At 59.1% G+C, this 19370-nt stretch carries 19 protein-coding genes; 11 read left to right on the forward strand and 8 right to left on the reverse strand.

Annotation, left to right across the window (positions count from 1 at the left end):
* The first annotated feature begins 252 nt into the window (after positions 1–252).
* Both quiC and U862_RS0101290 read left to right on the forward strand, forming a co-directional pair.
* A complete protein-coding gene (quiC, locus tag U862_RS0101285) occupies positions 253–2154 on the forward strand; it encodes a 3-dehydroshikimate dehydratase QuiC (protein ID WP_025108741.1) in 1902 nt (633 codons plus the stop codon).
* 102 nt (positions 2155–2256) lie between these two features.
* Positions 2257–2934, forward strand: coding sequence for a TetR family transcriptional regulator (locus U862_RS0101290; protein ID WP_025108742.1), 678 nt, complete (start codon positions 2257–2259; stop codon positions 2932–2934).
* Positions 2935–3050: 116 nt separating this feature from the next.
* On the opposite strand, the gene U862_RS0101295 is transcribed toward U862_RS0101290, so the two are convergent.
* Together U862_RS0101295 and aroQ are read right to left on the reverse strand one after the other, a co-directional pair.
* Positions 3051–3905, reverse strand: coding sequence for a shikimate dehydrogenase (locus tag U862_RS0101295; RefSeq protein ID WP_025108743.1), 855 nt, complete (start codon positions 3903–3905; stop codon positions 3051–3053).
* The gene (gene aroQ, locus U862_RS0101300; protein ID WP_025108744.1) at positions 3902–4351 is read right to left on the reverse strand and encodes a type II 3-dehydroquinate dehydratase; all 450 of its coding nucleotides are present in this window, start codon (positions 4349–4351) and stop codon (positions 3902–3904) included. Before aroQ ends, U862_RS0101295 begins: the two co-directional genes overlap by 4 nt.
* A 331-nt stretch (positions 4352–4682) precedes the next feature.
* Between aroQ and U862_RS0101305 the strand changes: the two genes are divergently transcribed.
* Positions 4683–5111, forward strand: a complete 429-nt coding sequence (locus tag U862_RS0101305) for a hypothetical protein (protein ID WP_025108745.1) — start codon at positions 4683–4685, stop codon at positions 5109–5111.
* Complete coding sequence (locus U862_RS0101310; protein WP_025108746.1) at positions 5108–5554, forward strand: DUF2442 domain-containing protein; 447 nt, start codon at positions 5108–5110, stop codon at positions 5552–5554. The genes U862_RS0101305 and U862_RS0101310 overlap by 4 nt, the downstream gene beginning before the upstream one ends.
* A 55-nt stretch (positions 5555–5609) precedes the next feature.
* Here U862_RS0101310 and trmA read toward each other — a convergent pair whose 3' ends face one another.
* Together trmA and U862_RS0101320 are read right to left on the reverse strand one after the other, a co-directional pair.
* Positions 5610–6689, reverse strand: a complete 1080-nt coding sequence (gene trmA / locus U862_RS0101315) for a tRNA (uridine(54)-C5)-methyltransferase TrmA (protein ID WP_025108747.1) — start codon at positions 6687–6689, stop codon at positions 5610–5612.
* The gene (locus U862_RS0101320) at positions 6686–7981 is read right to left on the reverse strand and encodes an NCS2 family permease (protein WP_025108748.1); all 1296 of its coding nucleotides are present in this window, start codon (positions 7979–7981) and stop codon (positions 6686–6688) included. Before U862_RS0101320 ends, trmA begins: the two co-directional genes overlap by 4 nt.
* A gap of 222 nt (positions 7982–8203) precedes the next feature.
* Between U862_RS0101320 and U862_RS0101325 the strand changes: the two genes are divergently transcribed.
* Positions 8204–8653 (forward strand): DUF4879 domain-containing protein, encoded by a 450-nt coding sequence (locus U862_RS0101325; protein WP_025108749.1) that lies wholly within the window; start codon positions 8204–8206, stop codon positions 8651–8653.
* A gap of 67 nt (positions 8654–8720) precedes the next feature.
* Entirely contained in the window at positions 8721–9272 is a 552-nt protein-coding gene (locus U862_RS0101330; RefSeq protein ID WP_025108750.1) for a DJ-1 family glyoxalase III, read from the forward strand.
* 97 nt (positions 9273–9369) lie between these two features.
* Here U862_RS0101330 and U862_RS0101335 read toward each other — a convergent pair whose 3' ends face one another.
* Positions 9370–10608 carry an MFS transporter gene (locus U862_RS0101335; RefSeq protein WP_025108751.1) on the reverse strand — a complete coding sequence of 413 codons (1239 nt, stop codon included), beginning with the start codon at positions 10606–10608 and terminating at the stop codon, positions 9370–9372.
* Between the two features lie 554 nt (positions 10609–11162).
* Between U862_RS0101335 and U862_RS0101340 the strand changes: the two genes are divergently transcribed.
* The 3 genes from U862_RS0101340 to U862_RS29320 all read left to right on the forward strand — a co-directional run bounded on the left by U862_RS0101340 (position 11163) and on the right by U862_RS29320 (position 13868).
* Positions 11163–12605 (forward strand): cytochrome ubiquinol oxidase subunit I, encoded by a 1443-nt coding sequence (locus tag U862_RS0101340; RefSeq protein ID WP_025108752.1) that lies wholly within the window; start codon positions 11163–11165, stop codon positions 12603–12605.
* Between the two features lie 3 nt (positions 12606–12608).
* Positions 12609–13616: a cytochrome d ubiquinol oxidase subunit II gene (gene cydB / locus U862_RS0101345; protein WP_025108753.1), complete on the forward strand. Its 1008-nt coding sequence runs from the start codon at positions 12609–12611 to the stop codon at positions 13614–13616.
* 84 nt (positions 13617–13700) lie between these two features.
* Positions 13701–13868: a DUF2474 domain-containing protein gene (locus tag U862_RS29320; RefSeq protein ID WP_081794835.1), complete on the forward strand. Its 168-nt coding sequence runs from the start codon at positions 13701–13703 to the stop codon at positions 13866–13868.
* Positions 13869–13942: 74 nt separating this feature from the next.
* Here U862_RS29320 and U862_RS0101355 read toward each other — a convergent pair whose 3' ends face one another.
* Together U862_RS0101355 and U862_RS0101360 are read right to left on the reverse strand one after the other, a co-directional pair.
* A complete protein-coding gene (locus tag U862_RS0101355; protein ID WP_025108754.1) occupies positions 13943–15067 on the reverse strand; it encodes a class I SAM-dependent methyltransferase in 1125 nt (374 codons plus the stop codon).
* Positions 15068–15213: 146 nt separating this feature from the next.
* Positions 15214–15942 (reverse strand): autoinducer binding domain-containing protein, encoded by a 729-nt coding sequence (locus U862_RS0101360; protein WP_025108755.1) that lies wholly within the window; start codon positions 15940–15942, stop codon positions 15214–15216.
* Between the two features lie 329 nt (positions 15943–16271).
* Between U862_RS0101360 and U862_RS0101365 the strand changes: the two genes are divergently transcribed.
* Positions 16272–17048 carry a ferredoxin--NADP reductase gene (locus tag U862_RS0101365; RefSeq protein ID WP_025108756.1) on the forward strand — a complete coding sequence of 259 codons (777 nt, stop codon included), beginning with the start codon at positions 16272–16274 and terminating at the stop codon, positions 17046–17048.
* 41 nt (positions 17049–17089) lie between these two features.
* Here the strand turns inward: U862_RS0101365 and mscL are convergent, their stop codons facing one another.
* Positions 17090–17503, reverse strand: a complete 414-nt coding sequence (mscL, locus tag U862_RS0101370; RefSeq protein ID WP_025108757.1) for a large-conductance mechanosensitive channel protein MscL — start codon at positions 17501–17503, stop codon at positions 17090–17092.
* A 286-nt stretch (positions 17504–17789) separates the two neighbouring features.
* On the opposite strand from mscL, the gene katB reads away from it, so the two are divergent.
* Entirely contained in the window at positions 17790–19331 is a 1542-nt protein-coding gene (gene katB, locus U862_RS0101375) for a catalase KatB (RefSeq protein ID WP_025108758.1), read from the forward strand.
* Positions 19332–19370 lie beyond the last annotated feature (39 nt).

Raw genomic sequence — 19370 nt, forward strand, 5'->3', positions numbered from 1 at the left:
TTTTTGAATTTGTTATGTGGTGTTGTTTGCAAGGCACTGCGACCGAGCGTTCACGTCCGGACTCAATGTGCAGTCGATGTTGGGCAGTGGACGAAAAATCGTCAATTCGTCGAAACGCCTTAGTGTTCGATAATCGCACGCAAAACTAACCGGGTAGTACACTTTAAATTGCTGTGCGCAGTCATGCAGCCAATAATTTGCAGACGATAAAAACATCCCTGAATCAGAGCAGTGCAGACCGGGAGTTCAAGCATGCAGCGTTCCATTGCCACCGTTTCCCTGAGCGGCACCCTGCCGGAAAAGCTCGAAGCCATTGCCGCCGCCGGATTCGACGGCGTCGAGATCTTTGAAAACGATCTGCTGTATTACGACGGCAGCCCTCGGGAAATCAGGCAGATGTGTGCTGACCTGGGCATCGCGATCACTCTGTTCCAGCCGTTTCGTGACTTCGAAGGCTGCCGGCGCGAGCGTCTGGCGCGTAATCTGGAGCGGGCCGAGCGCAAGTTCGACTTGATGCAGGAACTGGGCACCGATCTGATTCTGGTGTGCAGCAACGCCTCTGCGGACTGCGTTGGCGACCGGCAGATCCTCGTAGATGACCTGCGCCTGCTGGCCGAGCATGCGGGCGCCCGCGGGCTGCGCATCGGCTATGAAGCGCTGGCCTGGGGCCGGCACGTCAATACCTATCAACAGGTCTGGGACATCGTGCGCCAGGCCGATCACCCGGCCCTCGGCGTGCTGCTCGACAGCTTTCACACCTTGTCGTTGAAAGGCGATCCGAGCGCGATTGCCGACATCCCCGGCGACAAGATCTTCTTCGTGCAAATGGCCGACGCGCCGATCCTCGCCATGGATGTGCTGGAGTGGAGCCGGCATTTTCGTTGCTTCCCCGGGCAGGGCGAATTCGATCTGCCGGGGTTCCTCGCGCCGATCATTCAGAGTGGTTACACCGGGCCGTTGTCGCTGGAGATCTTCAACGATGGTTTCCGCGCCGCGCCGCCACGGGCCAACGCCGCCGATGGTCTGCGTTCGCTACTGTATCTGGAGGAGAAAACCCGCCAGCGCCTGGAGCAACAGACAGCACCGGCGAGCAACCGCGAAATCCTCTTCCAAACACCGAAGGCCAGTGAGTACAACGGCATCGAGTTTCTCGAGTTCGCCGTCGATGAAAGCCTGGGCGCCAAATTGACGAACTGGCTGGAACGCCTGGGTTTCGTCAAGGCCGGGCAGCACCGCTCCAAGAGCGTGAGCCTGCTGCGTCAGGGCGATATCAACCTGATCCTCAACGCCGAACCGTATTCGTTCGGCCACAGTTTTTTCGAGGCCCATGGCCCGTCACTGTGCGCCACCGCCGTGCGGGTCAAGGACAGCGCCAGCGCGCTGGCCCGCGCGGTCGCTTACAAGGGCCAGCCCTATCGCGGACTGGTCGGCCCCAACGAACTGGAACTGGCCGCCGTACGCGCGCCGGACGGCAGTCTGATTTATCTGGTGGATGAGGCCGCGGACGTCTATGGCACGGACTTCAATCTGTTGCCGAGCGCTCAGGCTCGTGGCGGCCTCAAACGCATCGACCACATGGCCATGGCGTTGCCGGCCGACAGCCTCGACAGTTGGGTGCTGTTCTACAAGAGCCTGCTGGATTTCGAGGCCGACGATGAAGTGGTGCTGCCCGATCCTTACGGTCTGGTGAAGAGCCGTGCGTTGCGCAGCCGCGACAGTTCGATCCGTCTGCCGCTGAACATCTCGGAGAACCGCAATACCGCGATCTCTCATGCACTGTCGAGTTATCGCGGCTCGGGTGTGCATCACATCGCCTTCGATTGTGACGACATCTTCGCCGAAGTCAGTCGCGCCAAAGAAGCTGGTGTGCCGTTGTTGGATATCCCGCTCAACTATTATGACGACCTCGCTGCACGCTTCGATTTCGATGACGAGTTCCTCAGCGAACTGGCCTATTACAACGTGCTCTACGACCGTGATGCACAGGGCGGCGAGCTGTTCCATGTGTACACCGAGCCGTTCGAGGGACGTTTCTTCTTCGAGATCATCCAGCGCAAGAACGGTTACGCCGGTTACGGTGCGGCGAACGTCGCTGTGCGTCTGGCGGCAATGGCCAAATCACGCAGCGGTGCGGTGCGCCAGGCGAAGTTGTAGGAAATTCGTAAACGCGGGATTAAACACGGGCCACGTGGCTTCCTTCACTGTGCGACGCGGCCCATAATCGCCCACCTGTGCAGTGATGGCCGTGAGCCCGCAATGACAATGACATCAGAACTCCCCGCCGCTCCCGTCGTATCAGGCATCGAGCCGCGCAAGAGTCGCAAGAACAACCCGGAAAAGACCCGCGAGAACATCCTCCAGGAGGCGATCGTCGAGTTCGTCCAGCAGGGGTTGTCCGGCGCCCGCGTCGACGCGATCGCCGAGCGCATCCACACCTCCAAACGCATGATCTATTACTACTTCGGCAGTAAGGAGCAGTTGTACGTCGAGGTGCTGGAGAAACTCTACGGCGACATCCGCAGCACCGAAAACCGCCTGCACCTGGCGGAGTTGCCGCCGGTGGTGGCGATCCGGCGACTGGTGGAATTCACCTTCGATCACCACGACCGCAACGTCGATTTCGTGCGCATCGTCTGCATCGAAAATATCCACAACGCCGAGTTCGTGAAGCGTTCCGACGCGATCAAGGCGATGAACAACACCATCCTCGATTCGCTGGGCGAGATTTTGCGCCGTGGTGCCGAGGAGGGCGTCTTCCGTGCTGGCCTCGATGCGCTGGACGTGCACTTGCTGATCAGCTCGTTCTGCTTCTATCGCGTCTCGAACCGCCATACGTTCGGTGAGATCTTTCAAATCGACCTGCCGGACGAAACCATCAAGCAGCGCCATCGCGAGATGATCTGCGAGTCGGTGCTGCGCTACTTGCAGCCGTAACACTATCCAATGCGGGAGCGGGCTTGCGCGCGAAGGCGGCGTGTCCGCCGAAACATCTGGCGCCTGACACACCGCTTTCGCGAGCAAGCCCGCTCCCACAGGTTTTATATTGTTCTTCAGCCATTCATGCTTTGAAAATGCGCGAGCATCCGCTGCGTATCAGGCACCACGCCGCTGAACAGTTCAAACGCCTTCACCGCTTGAAACACCGCCATGTTGCCGCCGTCCAGCGTGCGGCAACCGAGGGCGCGGGCGTTGCGCAGCAGTTCGGTTTCCAGCGGAAAGTAAACAATCTCCGCGACCCACAATTCTTTGCGCAACAGTTCGATAGGCACCGGCATGCCCGGTAGTTTGGCCATGCCCATCGGCGTGGTGTTCACCAGGCCATCAGCCTTGTTCAGCGTGCCCGGCAGGTCTTGCCCGGCGACAGCGCGACCGAAGCCGAAATGCTGGTTGAGGTTGTTCGCCAGACTTTCGGCGCGCTCGCGGTCGACGTCGAAAATGCTCAGTTGCCGCACGCCCTCACTCAGCAGCGCGTGGGCAACTGCCGCACCTGCACCGCCGGCGCCCATCTGGACCACACGCTCTCGGGCAGCATCCTTCAAGCCGCGACGAAAGCCTTCGGCAAAGCCCAGGCAATCGGTGTTGTGGCCGATGCGTTTGCCGTCCTTGAGCACCACGGTATTGACCGCGCCGATGCCCCGGGCTTCCGGCGACAGTTCATCGAGCAGCGCAATGACTGCCTGCTTGCACGGAAAGGTGATGTTCAGGCCCGTGTAGTTCATCCGCTCCGCCGCCAGCAGCAAGTCAGGCAGGGCGTTGCTGTCCAGTTGCAACTGATCGAGGTCGATCAGTCGATACAGGTAGCGCAGGCCTTGGGCGTCACCTTCATGCTCATGCAGTGACGGCGTGCGCGAAGCCTGAATGCCGGCGCCGATCAGTCCGGCCAGTATCACGTGCTTGCGGATCATGCTGCGCGCCCCTTCAGCCGTTGACTGAAATGTTCCAGGGCCAGGCGATATCCATGGCTGCCGAAGCCACACATCACCGCTGTGGCGATGGCCGAAACGAACGAGTGATGCCGGAACGGCTCGCGTGCATGGACGTTGGACAGGTGCACTTCGATCACCGGCAACTCACTGGCAACTAGCGCATCGCGGATCGCCACCGAGGTGTGCGTCCAGGCCGCCGGGTTGATCACGATGCCGGCACAGCGCCCGCGTGCCGCATGAATCCAGTCGAGCAATTCGCCTTCGTGATTGGTCTGGCGAAACTCCACCGCCAGGCCGAACTCCTCGGCGGCGCGACCGCACAGGGCAGAAATATCGGCCAGGGTTTCGTGACCGTAGGTCGCTGGTTCACGGGTGCCGAGCAGGTTCAGGTTCGGGCCGTTGAGCACCAGAACGATAGGGGGCATGGGGGGGAAACTCCACTTATTGTTGTTGGCTTGGGCCGAGGGTTTCGGCCTGTGGAGATAAAATGTACCAGATGGTTACCGTGGTCAAATGAAGTGCTTGAGCCTGGGAGTTTTGTGTTCGGTGATCGCACGCAAGCCATTTTTGTGGGCAGGGTTGTTCTAATTGTAACGACAGCTTTGCTTACGTTTTCCTTCGAATGTTTGCCGACTCCTGACCCTGCCAACGCTAGCCTGAGAGTGGTGAGAAGCAGCGCTTGTGGTGCAGCTCCGATCGTCGGATTTGCAAGGATTATCGAATCCTGAAACTTATTAACCTAACGGATGGGTTAGCATGAAGGTATGCAGCTACAAGGGATTGTCGATACGCATCATGCTGCGAGATGAACATTGCCCACCGCACGCTCATGTGGATGCGGGTGCCTGGAATGCCCGATTGCAGTTCAGCTTCTGGCACAACGACATTGATCTGTGGGATGTCGTGCCGATTTCTCGTCGACCGCCGATGGCCGTGCTGCAAGGCTTGTGTCGATCATTGGGGCAAACTGCTCATTTGCGTCGTGCACGAGGGATCTGGTGGTCAGGCTTGCGGACCGTTTGTCTCGACAATCAGGTGTGGGACTGCGAATCAAACGAAGTGCCCGTGATGAAACCGGTTACCGATACGACCTACAGGATCGGTGCCGCGCGCTATGAGCCAGAAGAAGACAAAGTGCTTCTGACATTGGTCGGCAAACTGGAAGGAGTTGAAATCCATTTATGAAAGTCATCAAGGCCAAGCCGTCTGTACCTCGTCCAATGACGGAAGACATGCTCGATGCAGCCATAATGCGTGGCGAAACACGACAAGCCAGCAGTTTGCAGGCTGTTTCGGTGAGCTTTGAAAAACCATCGCTGGTCATCCGTTTTGAAGACGGTAGCGGTGTGTTACTGCCGGTGAATCAGTATCCGGAGTTCGACGGGTTTGAGGCAGGCGACTATGAGGGACTGACAATCGGTTTCGCAGGGACCGCGCTTTGCCACGAGGGCAAAGACCTCGATGTTTCCATCTCCGGAATGATTTCGGCGAACCCGTCACTCATGAGGATGGCGGCTTCTGTGGTTGCTTCGCGCAACGGTCGTCAAAGCAGTGCGGCAAAATCCGAAGCTGCACGAGCGAATGGCAAAAAGGGCGGGCGCCCCCGCAAAACCGATATCGCACCGTGACACCCACAAAAAAGCCGTCGATCACGACGGCTTTTTTGCATCCGGGAACCGGCAATCAACGCCGGGTCAGCAACACGCCTGACTCCATGTGATGCGTCCACGGGAACTGGTCGAACAGCGCGCAGCGGGTGATGCGGTGCGTGTCGTGCAGTTGGGCGATGTTGGCCGCCAGGGTTTCCGGGTTGCAGGAGATGTACAGGATGTTGTCGAAGCGCCGGGTCAGCTCGCAGGTGTCCGGGTCCATGCCTGCGCGCGGCGGGTCGACGAAGACGCTGCCGAACTCGTAGCTTTTCAGGTCGATGCCTTGCAGGCGACGGAACGGGCGCACTTCGTTCAGGGCTTCGGTCAGCTCTTCGGCGGAAAGGCGTACCAGCGTTACGTTATCCACAGCGTTTTCACTGAGGTTGCTCAGTGCTGCGTTGACCGAGGTCTTGCTGATCTCGGTGGCCAGCACTTTACGCACGCGAGTGGCGAGCGGCAGGGTGAAGTTGCCGTTGCCGCAGTACAACTCCAGCAGATCGTCAGTGCGATCGCCCAATGCTTCGTACGCCCAGTTCAACATCTTCTGGTTCACGGTGCCGTTAGGCTGGGTGAACGCACCTTCAGGCTGACGGTAGCTGAAAGTACGACCGCCGACTTCGAGCTTCTCGACCACGTAATCGAGGCCGAGCACTTCGCGTTTGCCCTTTGAGCGACCAATGACGCTGACATTGAGATCAGCGGCCAACTGGGTAGCGGCGGCATGCCAGTGCTCGTCCAGCGGACGGTGGTAGCACAGGGTGATCATCGCATCGCCGGCCAAAGTGGTCAGGAACTCCACCTGGAACAGCTTGTGGCTGAGCGCCGAACTGGCTTGCCACGCGGCTTTGAGTTGCGGCATCAATTGGTTGATGCGCAGGCTGGCAATCGGGAACTCTTCGATCAGGATCGGCGTGCGTTTGTCGTCCTGGGAGAACATCGCGTAGTGCCGTTCGCCGGCCTCGCGCCACAGGCGGAATTCGGCGCGCAGACGGAAGTTCTGCAGCGGCGAATCGAACACGCTTGGCTCGGGGGCATCGAACGGCGCCAACAGGTCACGCAAACGCGTGACCTTGGCTTCAAGTTGCTCGGCGTAAGCCTGGGAATCGAAAGTCATGCGTTGAACCAACCCAACTTGATCACGAACAGAATCGACAGAATCACCAGCGCCGGGTTCAGCTCACGGGCGCGGCCCGACAGCAGCTTGATCACAGTCCAGGAAATGAAGCCGAACGCGATGCCGTTGGCGATCGAGTAGGTGAACGGCATGGCCAGCGCGGTGACCACGACCGGCGCAGCGACGGTGATGTCTTCCCAGTCTATTTCCGCCAGGCCCGACGTCATCAGCACGGCGACGAACAGCAGGGCCGGTGCGGTGGCGAAGGCCGGAACGCTGGCCGCCAGTGGCGAGAAGAACAGCGCCAACAGGAACAGCAACGCCACGACCACGGCCGTCAGACCGGTACGCCCGCCCGCGCTCACGCCGGCAGCGGATTCGATGTAGCTGGTGGTGGTCGAGGTGCCCAGCAGCGAACCGGCCATGGCCGCGGTGCTGTCAGCGATCAGTGCGCGACCCATTTTCGGCATGTGGCCGTCCTTGCCCATCAGGCCGGCGCGCTTGGCAACGCCGATCAGGGTGCCGGAGTTGTCGAAGAGGTCGACGAACAGAAAAGCGAAGATCACGCTGACCAGACCGATGTCCAGTGCGCCCTTGATGTCCAGTTGCATGAAGGTCGGGGCCAGCGAAGGTGGCATCGAGGTCACGCCGCCGAACGGAGTGAAGCCCATCGCGATGGACACGATGGTTACCGCGAGAATGCCGATCAGCACTGCACCGCGCACTTTCAGGGCTTCGAGGGCAACAATCAGGGCGAAACCGAGGGTGGCGAGGATCGGAGCCGGGGCTTTCAGGTCACCGAGGCCGACCATGGTGGCCGGGTTGCTGACCACGATGCCGGCGTTGTGCAGGGCGATCAGTGCCAGGAACAGACCGATGCCGGCGGCGATCGCCGAGCGCAGCGGCAGCGGGATGCTGTTGATGATCCATTCGCGGATGCGGAAGATCGACAGCAGGAAGAAGCACACTGCCGAGATGAACACCGCACCCAGCGCCACTTGCCAGGTATGGCCCATGTGCAGGACCACGGTATAGGTAAAGAAGGCGTTCAGGCCCATGCCCGGTGCGAGGGCGATCGGGTAGTTGGCGATCAGGCCCATGATGGTCGAGCCGATGGCGGCTGCCAGACAGGTGGCGACGAACACCGCGCCCTTGTCCATGCCGGTCTCGCCGAGAATGCTCGGGTTGACGAACAGAATGTAGGCCATGGCCAGGAAAGTCGTGATACCCGCAAGAATCTCGGTACGCACGTTGGTGTTGTGTGCCTTGAGTTGAAACAGCCTTTCCAGCATGTCTGCTCCCCGTGGCGCGCGTGGCGCCGTGAATGTATCGACCTCAACAGCAAAGCACAGACCGTCGCAAGCGCCTGGAAAATTGTGGTGGGCCGGAAAAAGCCGCGCATCATACCAGTAGCGTGAGGAATATGGCGGTTGTTGGTGCCGAACGTCGTCGAAGTTTTGCCACAGGGGCAACTGCGCCATACTGCGCGCTGATTTTTTCGGGATGGACAACGCATGAGCGAGCGCGCGATGAAGGCTTTGGGTTTGATGGCGGTGCTGATGGCCGGGGCTCCTACGGCGCAGGCCGCCTCGGCTGCGCCGTTGACGCAAGTGAAAGTCATCAAGGTCCAGTCGCCGGCCTGTGGCCTTGAAGACATTGGCGATGGACAGTCGCAGACTCAATGCAATCACGCCGGACCAAGCATCAAGGTGTACGTACTGGAAGTCGGCTATGGCCAGAACCAGCCGCACGCCACGCTGGACGGTTTCGAAGTGAATGGCACCCGGGCCCCGGTGTGTGCCTTCGATAACGGCAATCTGACCGAGTGCACGCCAGGCCGTAGCACCGTCGGTTCGCTGTATACCTTCGATCTGGCGGGCAAGCAGGAAGGCACTTTCACCTTCAGCAACACCTCGCTCAACGCACCGCGCAACACGCTGTCGACCCAGCTGTACATCAAGTAACGGCTGTCACCGAACAGGGCAGGGCAAAGCTGACTACGCTTGAAAGATCACCCAGCGGATGGCGGCCATGACCTTTAGAGCCCTGATTACCCTCGCCGAGGGCATCGATGATCTGCAATGCGTGACCCTGATCGATGTGCTGCGCCGCGCCGGCGTCGAGGTGGTAGCGGCCAGCATCGAAGGCCGGCGCATGTTGACCTGCGCGCGCGGCACGCGCCTGACAGCAGACGGCATGCTGATCGATGTGCTGGCGCAGGCCTTCGACCTGATCGTCCTGCCCGGTGGCGCCATCGGTGCCCAACATCTGGCGGCGCATCAACCGCTGCAACAATTGCTCAAGGACCAGGCCAGCGCCGGACGCCTGTTCGCCGCCATCGCCGAGTCCCCGGCCATCGCCCTGCAAGCCTCAGGTGTATTACGCCAACGGCGCATGACCTGCCTGCCGGGTGCCAGCCATCAACTGTCAGGTTGTACATTTGTTGATCAACCAGTGGTGGTCGACGGCAATTGCATCACCGCCCAGGGTTCGGGCGACGCATTGGGGTTTGCCCTGACGTTGGTTGAGCAGCTTGGCGGCAAGGCGTTGCGGGCCAAGGTGGCGGGGGAGATGTTGGTTTGAAGGGATCAGGCGTGGGCGACAATAGGCGGGTTGTGCATGGGCATGAGCCCGCCTCCTGTCGGTGATCGTCCAGATAATTTGATTTCGCTGATGTGACTCAGACCTTCGCTTCTTCCACCGGCACATGCATCCGGTCGCGTTTGGCCAAGGTGGGGAACAGTTTGATCCACGTCCCGGTGACCACCAGTGTGCCGATCCCGCCCATCACCACCGCTGGCACGGTGCCGAACCAATGTGCGGTGAGGCCGGATTCGAATTCTCCCAACTGGTTCGAGGCGCCGATGAACAGGCCGTTCACCGCGCTGACCCGGCCGCGCATTTCGTCCGGGGTTTCCAGTTGGACGAAGGAGGCGCGGATCACCATGCTGATCATGTCCGCCGCACCCAGCACCACCAGCACCGCCAGCGAGAACCAGAACGAGGTCGAGAGGCCGAAGGCGATGGTTGCAACGCCGAACACGCCGACGGCGGTGAACATCACTCGGCCGACATTGCGCTCTACCGCAAATCGCGCCAGAAACAGCGACATCCCCAGCGCGCCGACCGCCGGTGCCGAACGCAGCAGGCCCAGACCCCATGGGCCGGTGAGCAGGATGTCCTTGGCGAACACCGGCAGCAGCGCGGTGGCACCACCGAGCAGCACGGCGAACAGATCCAGGGAGATCGCCCCGAGGATATCCGGGCGACTGCGGATGAAGCGAATCCCCGCCAACAGCGAGTCCAGCGTGGCTTTGCCTTTGTTCAGCGGGGTTTGCCGGGCGGGCAGGTTGAGCATCAATGTGCAAGCGATGACGTAGAGCAACACGGTCGGGCCATAGACCCAGACACTGCCGAACGCATAGAGCAAACCGCCCATCGCCGGGGCGACGATGGTGGCCGACTGTTGCGCCGATTGCGCGGCGGCGACAGCCCGCGGGAACAACGCCGTTGGCACGATGCTCGGCAACAGTGCCTGAGTGGTGGGCAACTCAAAGGAGCGCGCGCCGCCGAGCAGGAAGGCGAGGATGAAGATCATTTCCCGGGTGATGTGATCGGTGGCGCTGCCAATTGCCAGTGCCAGGGCGATCAACGCCTGCAACGACTGGCAGATGGCCGCGACCCGGCGCCGATCATAGCGGTCGGCGACATGCCCGGTGTGCAGCATGAACAGTACCCGTGGCGCGAACTCGACCAGACCGACCAGCCCCAGGTCGAGTACGTTGCCGGTCAACTGATACAGATTCCAGCCGATCGCCACGGTGAGCATCTGAAAACCGCTGGCAGTAAAGATTCGTGCAAACCAGAACGCGAGAAACGGACGGTGGTGACGTAACAGCAGGGGCTCTTGGCTGGGCATCTGAAGGCAGGTCTGGCTCGAGGGGAATGGCGAGGTTATCACCAGTCTGTAACAGGAAGTTGCTATGACAAAAAATTTAGTTAGCCAAACATCTATCGTGCCCGGCACGCCTCATTTCGCTGTGGCGAGGGGATTTATCCCCGATCGGCTGCGCAGCAGTCGTAAAAAATCGACGAAGCGACCAGAAGACGCAGCCTGGAGGGATGCATCCAAGGACTGCTCCACAGCCCATCGGGGATAAATCCCCTCACCACAAGGGATCGCGCTGTCTCAGGGAATGTATTTCAGATCATTTCCCCAATCCTGAGGCAACTTGTCACGCGGCAAACGACCACGCGGTTCTTCGTCGGAAATGGGACTACTCTTTCAACGTTGCTTGATCCAGATCAAGACCCTCCCGGGCCATGGTCTGGTGGCCCGTTGGCCAGACTCCCTGCGTTGCGATGGCTGTTAAAAAAGAACGAATCAGAATTCGCCGCACTCCATATCCGTGGGGGCAGTAGGTACAGGGGCCACGAGCCCCAACGCCGGTATTACCTGACAGAGGAAGCCATATGTTCGGTTTAGAGGCACTCGATCTCGCCCGAATTCAGTTCGCGTTCACCATCTCGTTCCACATCCTGTTCCCGGCCATCACCATTGGTCTGGCGAGTTACCTGGCGGTGCTCGAAGGCTTGTGGCTGAAAACCCATAACGACACCTACCGAGACCTCTACCACTTCTGGTCGAAGATCTTCGCCGTCAATTTCGGCATGGGTGTGGTGTCAGGGTTGGTCATGGCCTACCAGTTCGGCACCAACTGGAGCCGCTTCTCGGACTTCGCCGGTTCCGTCACCGGGCCGTTGCTGACCTACGAGGTGCTCACGGCCTTCTTCCTCGAGGCCGGTTTCCTCGGAGTGATGCTGTTCGGCTGGAACAAAGTGGGGCGCGGCCTGCACTTCTTCGCCACGGTAATGGTGGCCATTGGCACGCTGATCTCGACGTTCTGGATTCTCGCCTCCAACAGCTGGATGCAGACGCCACAAGGCTTCGAAATCATCAACGGCCAGGTGATCCCGACCGATTGGCTGGCAATCATCTTCAACCCGTCGTTCCCGTATCGACTGATGCACATGGCGACCGCTGCGTTCGTCGCCACGGCCTTCTTCGTCGGCTCGTCGGCGGCCTGGCACCTGCTGCGCGGCAAGGACAACCCGGCGATCCGCACCATGCTGTCGATGGCGATGTGGATGGCGCTGATCGTCGCGCCGATCCAGGCGGTAATCGGTGACTTCCATGGCCTCAACACCCTCAAGCATCAGCCGGCGAAAATCGCTGCGATCGAAGGTCACTGGGAAAACGTCGGCAACGAAGCGACGCCGTTGATCCTGTTCGGCTGGCCGGACATGAAAGAGGAGAAAACCAAGTTCGCCGTGGAGATCCCGTATCTCGGCAGCCTGATCCTGACTCACTCGCTGGACAAGCAGGTGCCGGCGCTCAAAGAGTTCCCGCCTGAGGACCGGCCGAATTCGACCATTGTGTTCTGGTCGTTCCGGGTCATGGTCGGCCTCGGTTTCCTGATGATCTTCACCGGTCTGTGGAGCCTGTGGCTGCGCAAGCGCGATTCGCTCTACACCTCGCGGCCGTTCCTGTATCTGGCGTTGTGGATGGGGCCGTCCGGTCTGATCGCGATCCTCGCCGGCTGGTTCACCACCGAGATCGGTCGCCAGCCGTGGGTGGTCTACGGGCTGATGCGCACGGCGGATGCGTCCTCCAACCACAGCTTCATGCAGATGAGCATCACCCTGATCATGTTCGTCGTGGTGTATTTCGCGCTATTCGGTGCAGGTCTGGGCTACATGATGCGTCTGGTGCGCAAAGGGCCGAAAACCGATGAGGGCAAGGAAACCAACGACGGTGGTCCCGGCCAGAAACGCACGCCGGCCCGGCCGATGTCCGCTGCCGACGACGACGGAGCCGATGCAGACCATCGCCCCAGCCTGACCAAGGAGATTTGAATCATGGGTATTGATCTTCCGCTGATCTGGGCCGTGATCATCATCTTCGGCATCATGATGTACGTGGTCATGGACGGCTTCGACCTGGGGATCGGGATTCTCTTCCCGTTCATCCCGGGCAAGACCGACCGAGACGTGATGATGAACACCGTCGCCCCCGTGTGGGACGGCAATGAAACCTGGCTGGTACTGGGCGGCGCGGCGTTGTTCGGCGCGTTCCCGCTGGCCTATTCGGTGGTGCTCTCGGCGCTGTACCTGCCGCTGATCTTCATGCTGATCGGCCTGATTTTCCGTGGCGTGGCGTTCGAGTTTCGCTTCAAGGCCAAGGACGACAAGCGTCACCTGTGGGACAAGGCGTTCATCGGTGGTTCGGTGGCGGCGACGTTCTTCCAGGGCGTGGCACTGGGGGCGTTCATTGACGGCTTGCCGGTGGTCAATCGGCAATACGCCGGCGGCTCACTGGACTGGCTGACGCCGTTCACGATGTTCTGCGGGGCTGCGTTGGTAGTGGCTTATGCCTTGCTCGGCTGCACCTGGCTGATCATGAAGACCGAAGGCAAGCTGCAAGAGCAGATGCACAATCTGGCGCGACCGCTGGCGTTCGTGCTGTTGGCAGTGATCGGCATCGTCAGTCTGTGGACGCCGCTGGCGCACCCGGAAATCGCCACGCGCTGGTTCAGCACACCGAATCTGTTCTGGTTCATGCCGGTGCCGATTCTGGTGCTGGTCACGATGTATGGCTTGATCCGCGCGGTGGCGCGCAATGCCAACTACATGCCGTTCCTGTTGACCCTGGTGCTGATTTTCCTCGGCTACAGCGGTCTGGGCATCAGCCTGTGGCCGAACATCGTGCCGCCGTCGATCTCGATCTGGGACGCCGCCGCACCCCCGCAGAGCCAGGGCTTCATGCTGGTGGGTACGCTGTTCATCATCCCGTTTATCCTGGGTTACACCTTCTGGAGCTACTACGTGTTCCGCGGCAAGGTCACTCATGAAGACGGTTACCACTGATCTGCGCTCTGCTCACCCAGTGTGAGCGAGCCTGCCCGCGATGGTGTCGTCAGTGACGCCATCGCCTGACGGAGGAACGATGCAATGAGCGGCAAACATTCCCTGCAAGAGATTGAAGAGGCTGAAAAAAAGCCGCTATGGCAGCGGCTCGGCTGGTTGGCCCTGATCTGGATCGGTAGCGTCGGTGCGCTGTTCATTGCAGCGAGCCTGATGCGCATGTTCATGAACGCCGCCGGTCTGACCACGCACTGATACATCCCGTCCCGTTGCCCTTGGGCACGGATTTATGACCCTCTGTACCGCGGAGGGTTTTTTTTGCCTGGCGTTTACTTGCGCGCCTTGAGAATCACGAATTTCGGGGTTGCCGCCACTTGCTCGACGCCACGGAACAGCCGCGCCAGTTTGCTGTGATAACCCAGGTGACGGTTGCCGACAATATAGAGCGCACCGCCCACCACCAGCGCCTCACGCGCCTGCTGGAACATGCGCCAGGCGAGGAAGTCGCCGACCACCTGCTGTTGATGGAACGGCGGGTTGCACAGCACCACGTCCAGCGATTGCGGCTCTTGCCCGGCCAGACCATCACCGGCGCGCACGATCACCTCGCGTTCGCCGAGCGCAGCGTGCCAGTTTTCAGCGGCCGATTGCACGGCCATGAACGATTCGTCGACCAGCGTGTATTGCGCATCAGGGTTCTGCAGGGCACTGGCGATGGCCAACACGCCGTTGCCACAACCGAGGTCGGCGACGCGAGCGCTGCCAAGGTTCTTCGGCAGATGCGGGAGAAAGGCCCGGGTGCCGATATCCAGCCCTTCGCGGCAGAATACGTTGGCGTGGTTGAGCAACTCGATGGCTGGCTCGTCGAGCCGGTAGCGTGAAGGATAGGGCGAGGTCGCCGCGGCTTTGGCCTCGGGCGTGGCGATCAGCAGGCGAGCCTTCTTGACTGCCAGCGAAGCCTGTACCGGGCCAATGTAACGCTCCAGCAGGTCGCCGGCTGCACGTGGCAGATGCTTGACCATGGCTGCCGCCACCACTTCGGCGCCGGGCGCCAGTTGCCCTTGCAGGCGAATCAGTTGTTCTTCCAGCAACGCGAGGGTCTTGGGCACTCGAATAAGCACTCGGTCAAACGGACCGACCAACGGTTCACTGGCTGCAATGCCGCGCACCGCATCGAATGCCAGGCCATTGCGCACCAGATTCTTTTCCAGTGCCTGGAACGCCAGAAACGAATCGCCACTGCTGCTGACCTGAACCTTGCCTGCCAGACTTGCTGCCAACGCCCCAAAGCTGTCGTTGAGTACCAACACCCGGGTGTCTGCCGCCGGTTGCTGCGTGGCCAGGTGATTGAGCAGGTATTCGTCAGCCGCATCGAATGCTTGCAGCGGTTCATTCTGCTGTTCGGGCTGGCGGATCAGGTCGAGTTGGGCGAAGGGCGTGTCGAGCAAAGGCATGATGCGGGAACTCTGGTTAATCAACGGGTGGCCCGCAGCCCGGAGTGTTGCGCAGCGGAACCGTCCGAGTGGAAAACGACGTTTGACGTCATCACTCAGGAAGGTCGCAAATGGTACGTTTTTTTCCGTCGAAATACTTGCAGCTTTTACGGGTTGGGCGCGTCGAGAAGACCGCAGCGGCTGGCGGCAATGACGGCGGAAATCTTGTTGCAGACGTTCAATTTGAGGATCACGTTTTGCACGTGGTAATTCACGGTCCGTTCGCTCAGACAGAGGATCCTGGCAATTTCATAGGCCGTTTTGCCGAGTGCCGAGAGTTTCAGCACTTCCAGTTCGCGCGGTGAGAGGTGCGGGTGTTCGGGCTTTTTTGGCGGTTTGGGCAGGGTTTTGGCGAATAGATCACTCAGATGGCTGGTGGCGTAAAACATGTAGCCAAAATGCTCGTACAACTCGAGCGGAGTCAGTGCGCCATTTTTTCTGGCGAGACTGAGTATGCTGCACAATCCGGTGGCTTCATGGTGGAAAGACTGGGACCAGCCATGTCTCAATCCATGCACCTGTTGAGCGTCCCACAGCAGTGGGGTTGGCGAAAACAGTTCTTCGGTCCAGACAATGGGCAGCATGGAGCGATTGCAATGGGTGACTACCGGATCAACTTTTCTGTAGCTTTCATTTTCGTAGAGTTGGTTCCACTCTTTGGGGTAGTTGTTGATTTGCAAGATTTTAAAGTCGGCGTTCCGATTGTTTGATGTCAATGAGATAGCACAAAAATTGAAACCAATGTTTTGGGCAAATCGCAACAATATCGGATAAGCAGTCTCTATTTCTCTTGCGAAAGTCAGTTGCTTTAATTGCGACTCCTTCCACATTTCCATCACAAACGCTCCATGAGTCGTTACGGGGGTGCAGGTTTGGATCCAAAGGATCCTGCACGGAGCCGAGTGTAGGACATGTCTTACAATGGGCGTTGAATTTTTTTGCTATTTTGAGTGAGATTTGGTTGTAAGAAAGTAATTAGCCCGGAATAGAGCATTGTATTCGAGGTGACATGTAAATCTGGTTGAAAATATGAATGTTTTTTCATTAGTTGTATCTGGTGTTGTTTCTCATTTGTTTCGATAAATGAAAAGACATTAAAAAAGCAGTGGTTTATTAGGGTGTCGGTTTGCGCGAAACTGGCAGGGTCCTTTCAGTGGAGTGGCCCATGACTGTCAGCGCAGAGAAATTTACCGCCCAGACCTTGCTCGACGTGCAGCCCTTGACCTCCAGCCTGTTTACTCTGCGTACCACCCGTGACGCCGGTTTTCGATTCCGCGCGGGTCAGTTCGCCCGCCTGGGTGTTATCAAAACCGATGGAAGCACGGTGTGGCGTGCCTATTCGATGGTCTCGTCACCGTTTGACGAATTTCTGGAATTCTTCTCTATCGTGGTGCCCGGGGGCGAATTCACCAGTGAACTAAGCCGTTTGCAGACGGGCGATACTTTGCTGGTGGATCGCCAGGCCTTTGGCTATCTGACGCTGGATCGTTTTGTCGATGGCCGGGATCTGTGGCTGTTATCCACAGGGACCGGAGTCGCACCGTTTCTGTCGATCCTGCAGGACTTCGAAGTGTGGGAAAAGTTTGAGCGAATCATCCTGGTGTACAGCGTGCGTGAAGCGCGGGAGCTGGCCTATCAATCGCTGATCGCCGAACTGGCCCAGCGTGATTACCTGGCAGAACACGCCCATAAACTGCAATTTATTCCCACGGTTACCCGCGAACATGCTCCTGGCGCGTTGCACGGGCGCATCACCGACCTGATCGAAAGCGGCGAACTGGAACGCGTCGCGGGCGTGGAACTGACCGCAGAGCATTCGCGCGTCATGCTCTGCGGCAATCCACAGATGATCGATGACACCCGGGCATTGTTGAAAAAACGCCACATGAGCCTGAGCCTTACGCGGCGGCCGGGGCAGGTGGCGGTGGAAAACTACTGGTAGAAAAACGGCGCCATCAGGCGCCGTTTTCATTTATGCAGCCGTCAAGGCCGGTTGTTCTGGGCTTTGAGCAGATCGCGGATCTCGCCTAGCAACTCTTCTTCCTTGGTTGGAACCGGTGGCAGGGAAGGGGCCACGGCTTCTTCGCGTTTCAGGCGGTTGATGGCTTTGACACCCATGAAAATCGCGAAAGCGACGATCACGAAGTCCAGAATGCTCTGGATGAATTTGCCGTAAGCCATGACCACTGCGGGGGCGCTGCCCTCGGCGGCTTTTAGCGTGATGGCCAAATCACTGAAGTCCACCCCACCGATCAGCAGGCCGATTGGCGGCATGATCACGTCACCGACAAACGACGAAACGATTTTGCCGAAGGCGGCACCGATGATGATACCGACGGCCATGTCGACCACATTGCCTTTGACCGCGAAGGCCTTGAACTCACTTAGCACGCCCATAGGTTATTTCCTTGTTACAGATGAGGTTGGTGTACGCAGTGTAAATCAGCAAAACGCGTCCTGCGCGAAACACCTTCTTACAATGCCCGTTTTTATCGACACATGAATCGACGATTAGTTTGCAAAGTGCCACTAATCGCGCGCGAAATACGCCGTAACTCGCTGATCGGGAAGCCAAAATTTTCAATCGTCGAGTTACGAACTTTCTATTTATGTTCGCGGACATAGCGCTCTAGCCTCTGTTTGGCGCACCTGGATGCGCCCAAAAGAACCAGAGGAACCTGATATGAATTCCACTCTTGGACTGGGGGCTTTTCCCCATCGCCGCACCTTTGGCGTACTGACCGCCAGCCTGCTGACCTTCTCCGTGCACGCCGCGCCCCTGACCCGGGACAACGGCGCAACGGTCGGCGACAACCAGAACTCGCAAACGGCTGGCGCCAATGGCCCGGTGCTGCTGCAGGACGTGCAACTGATCCAGAAGCTGCAACGTTTCGACCGTGAGCGCATCCCCGAGCGCGTAGTACATGCACGCGGCACTGGTGCCCACGGTACTTTCACGGTGACCAACGACCTCAGAGACCTGAGCAAGGCCAAGGTGTTTGCCGCAGGCCAGGTGACGCCGGTGTTCGTGCGTTTCTCCGCAGTGGTGCACGGCAACCACTCCCCGGAAACCCTGCGTGATCCGCGGGGTTTCGCTACCAAGTTCTACACCTCCGATGGCAACTGGGATCTGGTTGGCAACAACTTCCCGACGTTTTTCATTCGCGATGCGATCAAGTTCCCGGACATGGTGCATGCGTTCAAGCCCGATCCACGGACCAACCTTGATGATGACTCGCGCCGTTTCGACTTTTTCTCCCATGTACCGGAAGCCACTCGAACGCTGACTGAGCTCTACTCGAACTCGGGCACGCCGGCCAGTTATCGGGAGATGGATGGCAATGGTGTACACGCCTACAAGTTGGTCAATGCCAAAGGTGAAGTTCACTACGTGAAGTTTCACTGGAAGAGTTTGCAGGGCATTAAAAACCTTTCGCCAAAACAAGTCGCAACGGTTCAGGGTCAAGACTACAGTCATATGACCAATGACCTGGTAACCAATATTAATAAAGGCAATTTCCCTAAGTGGGACTTGTACATCCAGGTGCTGAATCCGCAAGATCTGTCCAAGTTTGATTTCGATCCATTGGACGCGACCAAGATCTGGCCCAATGTTCCGGAACGGAAAGTTGGACAAATGGTGTTGAACCGTAACCCGGCGAATGTGTTCCAGGAAACTGAACAAGTGGCCATGGCTCCGGCCAATGTTGTACCGGGTATCGAACCTTCCGAAGATCGTCTGTTGCAAGGCCGAGTGTTCTCTTATGCCGATACGCAGATGTATCGTCTGGGCGCCAATGCTCTGCAACTGCCAATCAATGCGCCGAAAGTTGCTGTCAACAATGGCAATCAGGACGGTGCGATGAACGTCGGTGCCACCCAGTCTGGTGTGAACTATCAGCCGAGCCGCCTGCAACCGCGCGAAGAGCCGCAAAGTGCGCGTTACAGCGAGTTGGCGCTATCGGGCAGCACGCAACAGGCGAAGATCCAGCGTGAGCAGAACTTCAAGCAGGCCGGTGATCTGTATCGCTCGTTGAGCAAGCAGGAGCGTCAGGACCTGATCGACAGCTTCGGCGGCTCGCTGGCGACCACCGATGACGAGAGCAAGCACATCATCCTGTCCTTTCTTTATAAGGCCGATCCGGAATACGGGACCGGCGTGACCAACGTGGCCAAGGGCGACCTGAGCCGGGTCAAGGCACTGGCAGCGAAACTGGTCGACTGATCTCGACGCCCTGCAAAGCGGGGCCTGGCTGAGGCCCCG

Source organism: Pseudomonas sp. H1h (assembly GCF_000633255.1).
In the GTDB taxonomy this organism is placed as follows: Bacteria; Pseudomonadota; Gammaproteobacteria; order Pseudomonadales; family Pseudomonadaceae; genus Aquipseudomonas.

Coding starts and splice junctions, on each gene's coding strand:
- quiC (WP_025108741.1), top strand. CDS start 253: ATGCAGCGTTCCATTGCCACCGTTTCCCTGAGCGGCACCCTGCCGGAA.
- U862_RS0101290 (WP_025108742.1), top strand. CDS start 2,257: ATGACAATGACATCAGAACTCCCCGCCGCTCCCGTCGTATCAGGCATC.
- U862_RS0101295 (WP_025108743.1), bottom strand. CDS start 3,905: ATGATCCGCAAGCACGTGATACTGGCCGGACTGATCGGCGCCGGCATT.
- aroQ (WP_025108744.1), bottom strand. CDS start 4,351: ATGCCCCCTATCGTTCTGGTGCTCAACGGCCCGAACCTGAACCTGCTC.
- U862_RS0101305 (WP_025108745.1), top strand. CDS start 4,683: ATGAAGGTATGCAGCTACAAGGGATTGTCGATACGCATCATGCTGCGA.
- U862_RS0101310 (WP_025108746.1), top strand. CDS start 5,108: ATGAAAGTCATCAAGGCCAAGCCGTCTGTACCTCGTCCAATGACGGAA.
- trmA (WP_025108747.1), bottom strand. CDS start 6,689: ATGACTTTCGATTCCCAGGCTTACGCCGAGCAACTTGAAGCCAAGGTC.
- U862_RS0101320 (WP_025108748.1), bottom strand. CDS start 7,981: ATGCTGGAAAGGCTGTTTCAACTCAAGGCACACAACACCAACGTGCGT.
- U862_RS0101325 (WP_025108749.1), top strand. CDS start 8,204: ATGAGCGAGCGCGCGATGAAGGCTTTGGGTTTGATGGCGGTGCTGATG.
- U862_RS0101330 (WP_025108750.1), top strand. CDS start 8,721: ATGACCTTTAGAGCCCTGATTACCCTCGCCGAGGGCATCGATGATCTG.
- U862_RS0101335 (WP_025108751.1), bottom strand. CDS start 10,608: ATGCCCAGCCAAGAGCCCCTGCTGTTACGTCACCACCGTCCGTTTCTC.
- U862_RS0101340 (WP_025108752.1), top strand. CDS start 11,163: ATGTTCGGTTTAGAGGCACTCGATCTCGCCCGAATTCAGTTCGCGTTC.
- cydB (WP_025108753.1), top strand. CDS start 12,609: ATGGGTATTGATCTTCCGCTGATCTGGGCCGTGATCATCATCTTCGGC.
- U862_RS29320 (WP_081794835.1), top strand. CDS start 13,701: ATGAGCGGCAAACATTCCCTGCAAGAGATTGAAGAGGCTGAAAAAAAG.
- U862_RS0101355 (WP_025108754.1), bottom strand. CDS start 15,067: ATGCCTTTGCTCGACACGCCCTTCGCCCAACTCGACCTGATCCGCCAG.
- U862_RS0101360 (WP_025108755.1), bottom strand. CDS start 15,942: ATGGAAATGTGGAAGGAGTCGCAATTAAAGCAACTGACTTTCGCAAGA.
- U862_RS0101365 (WP_025108756.1), top strand. CDS start 16,272: ATGACTGTCAGCGCAGAGAAATTTACCGCCCAGACCTTGCTCGACGTG.
- mscL (WP_025108757.1), bottom strand. CDS start 17,503: ATGGGCGTGCTAAGTGAGTTCAAGGCCTTCGCGGTCAAAGGCAATGTG.
- katB (WP_025108758.1), top strand. CDS start 17,790: ATGAATTCCACTCTTGGACTGGGGGCTTTTCCCCATCGCCGCACCTTT.